Here is a 12,137-nt window from a genome sequence, read left to right on the forward strand (position 1 = left end):
GCGAACTGCGACTTTCCGAGCTTTGCGCGGCGAAATTGGGCTCAAATTCGGCGTTATCCATCGGCGTTGGTCAGCAGTGCCACGTGGCCGAATGTTTGAGCTTCCCATGCTCCGCCCCACCGCGCCTCAGCGTAGGCAACCTTGGTGTCCGCGGGCTCATCGAGCTCCACTATCCACGCGTCCGGCACGACTGTGCCCATTGATCCGGTCCAGTACGTTTCGTAATGCGGTGCCAGATAGGCAAGGTGCGTCACGTCAGATGCGACGGCGGCGTCTGCGCCGGCCTCCAGATCCGCCAATTCTTCGAGCGCGGCATGCGAACCTTGCGGGTCCCAAACGTAATAGCCGTGCCACACATGTTTAAGCGGTCCGCTGCCAACCATCGCGAGCGCCGAGGCTAGAGCGACGACGCCCGCTGCTAGCGCTAACCGCCCGGTCGTGCTCTGGTAGTTCACCGGATCATCGCTTTCTGCTGAGTCAGCGCGGTCAGCCTTCCACCGCGCAAAACCGTCAACAGCCGCCACCGCCACGATCGGCATTAATACGGCAGAGTAGTGCCATGTCCATCCCCAGTAATATTCCACGTTGCCAATAAACCGCCACGCGAGAGTCGGCACCACCAGGAACATGAGCTGAGATCGCAGTGCGATAACCCCACCCAGCGCAATGAGCAGCCCCACCGTGATCCACTTTTCGGTGGGCGTCACGAAGTTCAGTAACTGGCTGCCGAGGCTCACGTCTTCCACACGGTTCGTATAATCCCATTGCCCGGCAGTATTGAAGGCCGGCAGAATAACAAAAATACTCAGCACAAACCAAGCAATTCCCCAAAGCCCGGCGGCAATCCACGGCCCGCGCCCGCGCCCCTTCTGCCACGCATCCCACAGCCCAACGGCGCCAAACGCGGCCACGGTCAGGCCCAAATCTTCCTTGACGAAAACCAGCGCACCAACCGCAATGATCGCGGGCCACACCCGGTCAGTCACGTAAAATACAAGGCCATACGCCAGCAGTGGCACGGCAAACGCTATCTCGTGAAACTGCACTGCCACAGCATGAGCAAGGCCCCAACTCAGCGCATATGCCACCGCGACGAACGTTCCAGCCTGGCCCATACGATCGCGCGCCAGCCACGTAATCGGAACCACCGACACCGCGAACAGCGCATTTTACGCAACCATCAAGGTCAGCCCCGACGGGAAAAGCGCATATAGCGGCGTGAGAAGAACCAGAATGGGATGGAAGTGATCGCCCCATAGGTTGTAGCCCGGCCCCTTGATCTGCACGATCGGCTCCGAAAGCGTGCGATACCGCTCAAGCAGCTGGGTAAAAATTCCCAAATCCCAGCTTGGAGCCGCAAAATTTCGCCATTGCCACACTGAAAACGCGGTGTAACCGGCAAACATGACGCCCGCGAGCACCCACCCCAGACGATCGGAGTGAACCTCGCGGATGATCGACGCCCGCCGGACCACCGGCGCTCGCGAATCTTTACGCTCCGCCATTTAAACGACGTTTCGTTTCTGTGCGATCTGCAGCGCAACCCAGCCCAGCGGCACACGCCCCCAGAACGTGAAAAGCCGGTACACAATCGCAGTGGAAAATGCGACCGACGACGGAATGCCCGCAATCACCAAGCCGCCGGTGAGCGCAGCCTCCACCGGGCCAATACCACCTGGCGAGGGCACAACCGAACCAACCGAGTTTGAAAGCAGATACGTGATCGCCAAGGTGATAAGCGGTAGTTCATAACCAAAAGCCCGCAAACTCATCCCGAAGGTGCCAATGAACGCAATCGACTGGAATATGGCACCGCCAGCACCGAGAGCAATGCGCGATGGGTTGGTCGCCAACCATACCAGCCGTGGCCAAATCTGCTGCAGAGTCGGGCGGATGCGCGCGAGAAGCCACTGACGCGCAGGTCTAATAACTACAATCGCACCAACGATAAGGGCGATTACTCCGATTGCGATCATCACGGATCCGGACGGCAACGATAAACTGCCAAGATCGCCGGTGAAAAGCGAAAGAATGATCAGCAAGATCACCGTCACGAGGAATTGACCGATCTGAGTGATCGAAACTGTGGCAACGGCCGGGACAGTGGCAACTCCCTGCTTTTGGAGGAAGCGTAGATTGAGCGCTGCGGGCCCGATCCCGGCGGGCGCAACCAGGGTAACAACCGAGGCGGCAACCTGCACGAGCAACGTCTGTCCGAACGGTACATCTTCCTGGGCGTATGCCTTGAGCGCGATTGCCGCTCCCACGTAGGTTCCCAGGCCGGTGAGGAATGCCGCCACCATCCACCACGGATTCGCGCCGGTAATAGCTTCTTTGAGGTCTTCGAAATTTAGCGAACCGAGAAGCACTGCGATGGCGACAACACCGATAATGACGGTCACGATCGTTTTGACAGAGAAGCGTGTGAATTCAACTGCTGGAAGTGTGGTTGTATCCGGTACGTCTTCTGCGAGCGCGTCGCGCAATGCCTGCAGTTCCTTCTTCGAGAAGAAATCGCGAGTTGGCCGTGGCAGGATCGTTTTTTGGAGGAAGGGCGCCACCGACGCCACGATTGGCCCGGGAAGTGCACGCCGAAGCGAAGCTACGGCCCGTTCGATGCCGACGGCGCCGGCCAGCATCGCCACTGTCTGTGCGATATCCACCTGCCGCGAAGCGTCCGTTGAGAGAACCGAACCATTGTGCCATGATGTGATTTGCAGTCCGTCCGGGTGTTTTTTCACGTATTTTGCCTGCATGTGCCCGTGGGACATTCCGGAGCGATGGGCGCGTTGAAGTTGGTGCCACAGGCTGTCCAGATCGGCATCGGAGATATCTTCGCTAAGCACGTCTTCCAAAAGTGGGGCTTGATCGGCATGGTCCACAATCACAATGGACGATTCGAATCTGGCCAAAGAGACGAATTTAGTGGCGCCTAGGCCGAGCTGTTCGGCACGCATCGCCAGCAGTGCCATGTGCTCGGCTGTGGCTTCGATTGTTGAGCGAGTTTGCCGGATCGTGGTGCGCAGTGTGAGGCGCGCCCACAGGTCATCGAGGACTGACATGATTTGGCGGTCAGCGTCGAGAAGCTTGAGATGGTAGGCCTTTCCATCCACATCGGTAGCGATGTAATTGCGGGAAATAAGTGATGAGCAGGTGGCGGGGTAGCGTTCGACCATGTCCTTGCGAAATGTTTCCGCGTCGAGCCCGTTAATTTCGGTCGCCTCGTCGGAGGATGCCATGGACTCAATTTCGTGGATGAGGTTTTGAGCTTCGGTAGCATGGTCGTCGCTAGGTGGGGTGGTGGCCAGTATTTGGCGGATGTGATCGAGCCCGGCCATATTGGTGTGGCCGATGGGCGCTGTCGAGGCGATATCGTAGGCATACAGAGGATCGTCGGCGGTGAGGTCGTCGATGCGTACGACGGTGGCGACGTCGATTCCGGCTCTGCGAATCATCGCGATGAGCTGGGGGCCGGTTGTGCGCTCGGGTTCTCCGCCAATCGCGTAGCGTGTCAGCAGGCCAGAGATGACCCCGACGAGCACTGTCAGTAGCGCTGCCGTGAGGGTTTGATTTCCCTGCAGCACCGAAAGTAAGAGGACGACGGCCAGTAGCCACCAACCGGTACGGGTCAGGCTCGAACCCTTAGATGATCCGGAAACTGCAAGCAGCGCCGAAACGAGTGCCACGTAGGGTACGAGCGCGATATGGGATTGCTGTTCGACGGCGTCCGAGAGCTGGTCCACCAGGGGCGATCTTGGCCACCAATGGTCGCCGGCCCAGAGGACTAAGTTTGTGAGCGCAACCGAGAGTATTGCGGCCACGCCGGCTGTGGCAAGTGTGCGCCATCGGCGCCGCACGATCATTTCGATGACGATCGCGAGCGGGAGGAAGAAGGAGAGAATACCTTCGAGTGCGTTGATTGGTAACGCGAGGACTGTTTCGAGAACGCCTCCGGTTGCTCGGCGAACATCAGCAGCCACGGCAATTGTGGTAGTGCGGCCGTAGACAGCTACAAGTCCGACGAGCGCTGCGCCGATAAAGGCTAAGATGACGCCGAACAGATCTGCAGGATTCCGGGCCCATCGCTGTGGGGAGTCGATGAGGAGCACGTCACGGCGAGGTTTGCGGATGCGCACACCTTGAGAGCCGCTCGCTGTGTGTTTGCTGGGCGGCCTGGAGTCGGGCGAGTGCGTGCTCACACGATGATCCTAACGAAAACACGGGTTATCTAGGCAATACCTCGGGGTGAGGAAGCCCATGCACCTAGGCCCCGCGTAGGCGAAGTGAGTTGAGCACGACGATCACCGACGAGCTGGCCATCGCTAGCGCCGCGATTCCGGGAACGATCACGCCAAACATCGCGAGCGGAATCGCAATGAGGTTATACGCGAAGGCCCACAGGAGGTTTTCTTTGATGATTCGCAGGGTTTTTTCAGAGACGCGCAGCGAGGCTGGGATGGTGCGAATATCGGAGTTGACGATTGTGATGTCGGCCGCGGCTTTCGCGACGTCGGTGCCTGATCCCATCGCGATGGACAGGTCTGCGCCTGCAAGCGCTGCCGCGTCGTTGACCCCATCGCCAACCATGGCAACGGACTTTCCGGCCTCCTTCAACTCGCTTAAAATTTCCACTTTTCCTTCTGGTAGTACCCCGGCGTGAACTTCGGTGATGTCCAGTTCGCGGGCTACTGCTCGGGCTGCTCCCGCGTTATCACCGGTGAGAAGGATGGGCGTGAGGCCGCGGCCGCGAAACATATCGATCGTTTCGCGAGCTTCGGGTCTGATCGAGTCGCGAATCGCTAGCACGCCGGCAGCCTGACGATCTATGGTGACGGCGACGGCCGTCGCACCCGAATGAGCAAAGGCCTTCGCGCGCTCGCGAAGCGGTTCGACGTCGTGGCCTTCGGCATCCAACCAATTGAATTTGCCAACTGCCACCGATTGCCGCCCAATGCGCCCAACCACCCCGTTGCCCGCCAGGTTTTCAAATCCGGTTACTTCGGGAAGCTGGACGCCGAGCTCTTTGGCGTGCGCCGTGATTGCCTTAGCCACGGGATGCTCGGAGAAAGATTCGACACCGGCCGCGATGGCGACAAGCTCATCGTCGCTCAAATCTCCCGCTGCTTCGACCTCGCTGACAGTCATGACGCCCGTCGTTAACGTGCCGGTCTTGTCGAGCAATATCGTGTCTACTTGGTGGGCGCTCTCCAAAACTTCGGGGCCGCGAATAAGTGCGCCTAGCCGAGAAAGCCTGCCGGAGCCAACCAGCAGTGCCACCGGTGTGGCAAGGCCGAGCGCGCACGGGCATGCCACCACGAGCACGGTAATCGCGGAGGCAAGCGCCATTTCAAGCGGGTTTCCAATCGTGATCCGGATGCCGAACGTTGCGAGCGCAATCACGATTACGGCTGGAACGAACACCGCCGAAATGCGATCCACAATCCGCTGTACGGGAGCTTTGCCGGTCTGGGCTTCGGTTAATAGCCGGCCCATCTGAGCGAGCGTCGTTTCTTCGCCAATGCGCGTGGCTCGAACTTCGATTGAGCCCTGGTTGTTGATAGTCGCGCCCGTAACCGGTGAATCTGGCCCGACGTCGATGGGTACGGATTCGCCGGTGACAAGCGAAGCGTCGATCGAAGAATTTCCCGCGAGGACGACGCCGTCGGTGGCCACCGTCTCCCCTGGTCTGACGCGGAAGACATCGCCAACTTGAAGTTCAGAAACGGGAATGGTCGCATACACCTCTGTACCATCCGCGCGCCGCAGCAAGAAGGCCTGATCGGCGCCAAGATCGAGGAGCGCGCGCAGGGCATCGCCCGCGGAACGGCGCGATTTCGCTTCGAGCCACCTGCCGATCAGCAAGAAGGTGACGATCATAGCGGCCGATTCAAAATACAGGTGCGGATGGGCGTTATCGGCAAGACCGTGGATGCCGGTCATGCGCATCGTGTAGCCGATATGGCCAGCCCCACCAAACAGTAGCGCCCACAGCGACCAGCCCATCGAAGCCACGATACCCAGCGAGACGAGCGTGTCCATCGTCGATGAACCGAAACGTGCGGCACGGAACGCGGCCCTGTGGAAGGGCCAACCGCACCAGAAGGCAACCGGCAAGCTGAGTGCGCCGATCAACCACTGCCAGCCCGGAAACTGTAATGCGGGGAACATTGATAGGGCGATCACTGGCACGGACAGCACGGCCGAGACCACGAAACGGCGCCACAGATCATCCACGCGAGCTTTCGCAGCTGCTTCCGTGGCCGCTTCAACAGCCGCCGGATCGGCCCCGCCAGATGACACGCGGCCGCCGTCGTCGTCGATGTCAACGCGGCGAATGAGCGTGGCGTCGTAACCGGCCTTGGTAACGACCTCGACCAGATCATCACCGGTGAGATCCGCGGAGTCGAGGTGGACGTGCGCGCGCTCGGTGGCCAGGTTCACCACGGCGGTAACGCCGGGAACCTTGTTCAACTTTTTCTCCACCCGTGCAACGCAGGCGGCGCACGTCATACCTTGGACGGCGAGGTCGATCTCCGCTCGGCCCATGGCTTATCGCACGATATCGACGATGTGGTATTCGCCAGCTTCGTCAACCGCTTCACGCAGCTGCTCGTCAGTGACCTCACCATCGGTAACCACCTGCACTTCGGAAGTGCCGGACGTGTTTAAAGTGATAAGGACATCTGCGACGCCGTCAAGCTCAGTAAGTTCTTCACTGACGTGTGCCACGCAGTTGTCGCAGGTCATGCCATCGATTCGAAGTTGGATATGTGCCATGTTTTCCACCTTTCTTTCGTGCCCGCAGTGCGGGTGATAGTACTACGCTTCTTCATTGGTTAGATCGTTAATCCAATGGATATTAGCCGTGAGGTCTTGCGGATAGGGGGTCAACGAAGGAGTTTGCTCCTGCTGTTCGGGCGGGTCGTGGGAGACTCGATCCAACAGCCAATCGGGCATCGTGGTACCCGTGCGTGGGAAGGCGGCGACTTCGTGATGCCATTCCTCGGGCTCTACGAGATCCGCCCACGGGGGCTCTTGAGAACCGTTGAGATTGAGCGTTCCCTTGCCATTGTTCTCCAGCCGCAAAACCGCTACCACGAATGGTTCCTCGCCGGCTAGCGCGCGGTCTTGTTTGAGCCGGCGCATGTGGTGAATGATTGCCGTCGGAATGACTCGCAGTGCGGCAAGCTTGTTTTCCGCTAGCTTGGCAAAGCCCTCGTAAATTGCGGACGTTCCGATAATTTGCGTCCGTAACGTTACTTCCTGCCAACCCGGAGGTGCTGTTTTAGCGATGAGTGCGAAGGTTTCGCGAAGCAGCGAATTCGGGTCTGAAAAATCCACCGGTTTTAACGGACGCGTGGCTACCGCCGGACGGCTTGCCACGTCCCATACGGTGGGTTTTGCTTCTTTGCGGCTTTGATCGGTGATGTGTGTGGAGTCGACGAGCGCGGTGTACGTTGCGCCCGACCAGCGGTGGAATTTTGCACGATTAAGATAGAGCGCGTCAGTTAGCGTCGATGCGACTTGAAATAGGATCTTGTTATCTTTGCGAACCGATCGCACGATTCGCACGGGTATTCCCGATACGTGACCGGTTACGACATCTGTGAAAATGTCAGCTGTTTCATCAACCTCGATACGTTTTGCCCACATGCCCGATTCCACCTGCTCGAAACCGTCCTCCCCTTTGGGCTTAACGGGGGAGACCATGGTGACGGACGCCGGTTTGCCGTTCTCGCCCAGCTCCACATTACACGGAATCGAGCCCCAGCTGCGGCGAATGAGCGGGCCAAGGTAGGGGGTGGGGATCCCCGCCTTAAACGTTCCGGACTCGGCGTTTTCCCAACCAAATGCCAGCCCGTGGTAGGTGCCGCGATGTTCGGGTTCGGGTTGGCCGGGATAGAAGCGCCACAGGGTGGATCCGGCGGTGATCCGGCACGGGTCAAGTAAGAGTAGCTCGGTTTCCACCCCTCCTCCGCGGGCGACTCCCGAGCCGTCATAGTTGCCACATTCGATAACGCCACCCTGAATCGCCTGCGGATGCAATGGGCCAACAGCAAGCCGGTCCGTCGTAAAGGGATCAGCCGGCACGTGGATAATATCTATCGGCTTATCGTCGGCAAACGGCGAATCTGGAAAACGCAGACACAGTAGATCGATGAGGTCCCCAACTTCGGCGACCGATGCGGCAGCCGCAGCATCAACCGCAAATCCGGAGACGACGTCGTACCCCGTTTCTAACAGTGCGCGCGCCTGTGGCTCGGAAACTGCAAGCATAAAAGTAACCATGTGACTCCTTGACCCTTACACCTACTCTAGTGGTAGCGACGATGAGGGCACACCGCTGCCAGAGCGGTCACGCTGCTATGTGGTTAAAAGATCTGCTCAAACCACAAAAGTGGACTACCCTTGTGACATGCGTCTCGGAGTTTTAGATATTGGTTCGAATACTGTTCACCTCATCGTTGTGGATGCCTATGCGCGGGCCAGGCCCGATCCGTTTGCGGACGAACGATCCGTGGTGCGGCTCATGCAATACCTTGAAGATGACGGTTCGATCAACGATGAAGGTATTCGCGCGCTTGAAGATGCAACCCGCAAAGCGGCAGCTTTTTCCCGCAAACACAATGTGGAGGCAATGATCGGCATCGTCACTTCCGCAATCCGGGAGGCCACAAATGGACCCCACGTGCTGGAACGGCTAGAGAAGATTGCAGGAGCGAAATTCGGAGTGCTCAGCGGTGCTGAGGAAGCCGAGCTGACCTACTTCGCGGCTCGGCGCTGGCACGGTTGGGCGGCCGGCCGCATTATGGTGCTCGATATCGGCGGAGGCTCGTTTGAGGTGTCGCTCGGTATCGACGAGGAACCAGAATTTGTGGCTTCCGTGCCGCTTGGGGCCGGGCGGCTGACGAAGGATTTCCTCAAGCATGATCCACCTCGGGCTTCTGAGCTTGTGATGTTACGGCGCGAGATCGAAAAGGAACTTGAGCCGTTAGCGGCTGCGCTAGACGATCTTCCCACACCTGATCACGTGGTAGCGACATCGAAGACCTTCCGTTCGCTGGCTCGGCTTGCCGGAAACAGGATCAGCGTGGTGGGGCCGGAGGAACGGCGCCGGATGAGCAGATCGGATTTGGGTGACTGGGTGGACCGGATTGCACGTATTCCGGCTGCGGCACGAGTGGAACTTCCCGGCATCACGCCAGAGCGTACGTACCAGATCGTTGCGGGCGCCGAGGTTGCCCATCGGGCGATGAAACTGTTCAAGGTGAAACGTTTAGAAATCTGCCCGTGGGCGCTACGCGAAGGCGTGCTCCTTGAGCGCATCGACCAATTTGAGGTGATCCCGCGCGAATCCGGCCTCGACCTATCCGATCTCGGCTAGTTTGGCGGCCAGCCCCGTGTAGCTAGCGGGCGTGAGTTCGGTTAGCCGTTGCTCAACATCCGCCGGCAAATTCAGCGACCGAATGAAAGCGCGCATCTCTTCTTGGCCAACGGCATGGCCGCGAGTGAGGTCTTTGAGCCGCTCATAAGGATCTTCCATGCCTTCGGCGCCGGCAATGGACGCCGTGCGCATCACCTGCTGAATTGGTTCGGCGAGAACCTCCCATGCGCCGTCGAGATCCTCGGCGAGGCGCTGAGGGTGGGCGTCAACTCCGGCGAGCCCGCGCCGTAAATTCTTTACCGCTAGAAGCGAATGACCAAACGCAACACCCACGTTTCGCAACGTTGAGGAATCGGTTAAATCACGCTGCAGCCGCGAGGTGACGAGCGTTGCGGCAAGCGTGTCCAGCAGCGCACACGATAGCTCGAGGTTTGCCTCCGCGTTTTCGAAACGAATGGGATTAACCTTGTGCGGCATGGTTGACGATCCGGTGGATCCGTGCGCGGCCAGATTCTGCTTGAGGTAACCTAACGAAATGTAGGTCCAAAAATCGGTGGCCAGGTTGTGTGCGATTCGGTTAAAGCGCGCAACATCGGCAAATAGCTCGGCCATCCAGTCATGTGATTCGATCTGGGTGGTAAGCGGGTTGAAAGTCAAACCGAGGCTCTCAACAAACTCTTGGGTGAGCGCCGGCCAGTTCGCATCCGGCACTGAAACCACATGCGCGCCGTATGTGCCCGTGGCTCCATTGAATTTGCCCAGATACTCAGCGTCGCGGACCTTGGCGAGTTGACGGCTCAGCCGCCAGGCAAAGATCGCGAACTCCTTACCCAGTGTGGTTGGCGATGCCGCCTGCCCGTGCGTGCGAGCAAGCATTGCAACATCTGCATATTCGCGCGCTCGGTCAGATAGCTCTGCCACGAAATTTTCCACCTCCGGCAGCCAGATTTGCGTCACGGCGTCTCGAATGTTTAACGCGTGTGCCAGGTTATTGATGTCTTCCGAAGTAGCAAAAATATGGACGATGTCATGCATGTCAGGCAGAGAGGTTTCGCCCAGGACTCCTGCAGCTGCATCCATTTTCTCTCTGAGGAAGTATTCCACGGCCTTGACGTCGTGCCGAGTCTCTGCCTCGATCTCACCTATCCGCACAATATCGTCTTCGCCAAAGTGTGTCACCAAAGAGCGCAGGTAGGATATCTCGTTTTCACTTAGCACGGGCGCACCGGGGAGCACCCCGTTCAGGGAGAGGAAGACGAGCCACTCAACCTCAACCTTGAGTCTTGCTCGGTTGAGCGCCGGCTCAGATAGGTATTTCACGAGCGGGGATGTTTCGTTGTGGTAGCGGCCATCGAGCGGCCCCAGTGCAGCGGTAAAGTTCGTCATGCCCCGATTCTTGCACATCTATAGGTAGGGCTTCGCAGTCCGAATCGTCTGGGAACCGTAGCTACCTCCGAAAAGGGCCGCGTGGATGATGAGGATGTGGAGTTTATGCAGTCCGATCCGTTCTTCCCAGCCTTCGGCTAGCGGAGATGCCTCGTTGTAGCCAGCGTAGATGTGTTCCACGTGGTGGGCGCCAAAAACGTGTAGTTGCGCGAGGTCTGATTCTGCGTGTCCGCCGTGGCATGCGGGATCAATAACGACGCCGATCGGCTCGCTAGTGCCGGTGGTTCGGCGCTCGCCCGGTGCGGGATAGGAGGGCGAGCCGTGAGCTTGGCCCGCGCCGTCGATGATCGAATCAGCCCTGGCCCACAGAAGGTTTCCGGCCCATAGATCGCCGTGGAGAAGGGCCGCGTCAGTGTGAACGAGGCAGGGCTGCGGGGCGTCGAACACGCCGTCTCGAAGGCGTTCGGCCAAACGCTCGATCACCTCAGCGTCGCCGGAATGAAATGCCCCGTTTTTTAGCGCGGCTTCGATGTATGGGAGCAGGCGATCTTCGGCATAGAACTCGCCGAATGTGCGTGCGGGTGAATCGGCGGGGACCATGGTCAGCAAGGCGGAGCCCATGTGGCCAACATGGCCAAAGCGCGCGGGAAAAGTGGGTGGTTCTTCGCCAAAAACACGTTTACCCGCCGGGGAGTAGGCATGCGTGCGCGCGAGGCGAGCGCCGAATTCGTGCGCAGCTTGAACGGTGGGGGAAGTTTCGGTGAGGGCATAGGTTGCGAGCGAGGTAGCCGAGGACTTCGCGATACGAGCCACGGGAGCTCCGCCGTGGCGAGCAGCCTGCGATAGTGCTTCTAGGCCGGCAACTTCGTGAGCTATTGCCCGTTCGCGGGCAGATTTCGTAAATGTCTTAGGAATGGCGCTCATCCTCCTCAAATATTCCACCCAGTATCCAGTTCACCAGGCCGACGATGATGCCGGCGCCCACCGCCCACCAAAATGAAGCGACGGAGAGCGATAGGTCGAAGAAGCTGGTGATCCATGCCGTCAGCATAATCATCAGCGCGTTAACCACGAGGAAAAATAGGCCGAGGGTCAGCAGATAGAATGGAAGGGAAAGTATTTTCACAACGGGGCGAATCAGCATATTAACAACGCCGAGTACCGCGCCGGCCAGAAGGAAGTAGACGCCCCGTTGGCCCGAGGGATCGAGCTCAGCGAGGAAAGAATCGGCAGGCACTGCGCCCTCGAGCCGGACCCCCGAAAGAAACAGGGTGGTGAGCCAAAGTGCGACGGCGTTGACCGCAGCGGTGATGAAGAACTTCATGATTCCAGCTTAGTCATCCGCTGGCACAGGCTCGAGATGCCT

8 protein-coding genes and 1 pseudogene are annotated in these 12,137 nt (G+C 59.0%); 1 reads left to right on the top strand and 8 read right to left on the bottom strand.

Annotated features, from left to right (window positions below; genetic code table 11):
• Positions 1–53: 53 nt before the first annotated feature.
• The 5 genes and pseudogenes from J2S70_RS05330 to J2S70_RS05350 form a co-directional block, all read right to left on the bottom strand.
• A pseudogene (locus tag J2S70_RS05330) lies at positions 54–1,505 on the bottom strand (DUF2079 domain-containing protein).
• A complete protein-coding gene (locus J2S70_RS05335) occupies positions 1,506–4,199 on the bottom strand; it encodes a lysylphosphatidylglycerol synthase transmembrane domain-containing protein (RefSeq protein WP_307682702.1) in 2,694 nt (897 codons plus the stop codon).
• 64 nt (positions 4,200–4,263) lie between these two features.
• A complete protein-coding gene (locus J2S70_RS05340) occupies positions 4,264–6,546 on the bottom strand; it encodes a heavy metal translocating P-type ATPase (RefSeq protein WP_307682703.1) in 2,283 nt (760 codons plus the stop codon).
• Between the two features lie 3 nt (positions 6,547–6,549).
• The gene (locus tag J2S70_RS05345; protein ID WP_307682704.1) at positions 6,550–6,777 is read right to left on the bottom strand and encodes a heavy-metal-associated domain-containing protein; all 228 of its coding nucleotides are present in this window, start codon (positions 6,775–6,777) and stop codon (positions 6,550–6,552) included.
• 42 nt (positions 6,778–6,819) lie between these two features.
• The gene (locus tag J2S70_RS05350; protein WP_307682705.1) at positions 6,820–8,289 is read right to left on the bottom strand and encodes a hypothetical protein; all 1,470 of its coding nucleotides are present in this window, start codon (positions 8,287–8,289) and stop codon (positions 6,820–6,822) included.
• 127 nt (positions 8,290–8,416) lie between these two features.
• On the opposite strand from J2S70_RS05350, the gene J2S70_RS05355 reads away from it, so the two are divergent.
• Complete coding sequence (locus tag J2S70_RS05355) at positions 8,417–9,385, top strand: Ppx/GppA phosphatase family protein (protein ID WP_307682706.1); 969 nt, start codon at positions 8,417–8,419, stop codon at positions 9,383–9,385.
• Here the strand turns inward: J2S70_RS05355 and purB are convergent.
• Genes purB through J2S70_RS05370 form a run of 3 tightly spaced genes read right to left on the bottom strand, consistent with a single transcriptional unit; the run spans position 9,368 to position 12,095 of the window.
• Positions 9,368–10,771, bottom strand: coding sequence for an adenylosuccinate lyase (gene purB, locus J2S70_RS05360; RefSeq protein ID WP_307682707.1), 1,404 nt, complete (start codon positions 10,769–10,771; stop codon positions 9,368–9,370). The two genes, J2S70_RS05355 and purB, sit on opposite strands and share 18 nt — an antisense overlap.
• Before the next feature lie 18 nt (positions 10,772–10,789).
• Complete coding sequence (locus J2S70_RS05365) at positions 10,790–11,695, bottom strand: fructosamine kinase family protein (RefSeq protein ID WP_307682708.1); 906 nt, start codon at positions 11,693–11,695, stop codon at positions 10,790–10,792.
• The gene (locus J2S70_RS05370; protein ID WP_307682709.1) at positions 11,679–12,095 is read right to left on the bottom strand and encodes a phage holin family protein; all 417 of its coding nucleotides are present in this window, start codon (positions 12,093–12,095) and stop codon (positions 11,679–11,681) included. Before J2S70_RS05370 ends, J2S70_RS05365 begins: the two co-directional genes overlap by 17 nt.
• Positions 12,096–12,137: the final 42 nt, after the last annotated feature.

Origin of the sequence: Trueperella bonasi (assembly GCF_030811535.1) — a bacterium.
In the GTDB taxonomy this organism is placed as follows: Bacteria; Actinomycetota; Actinomycetes; order Actinomycetales; family Actinomycetaceae; genus Trueperella; species Trueperella bonasi.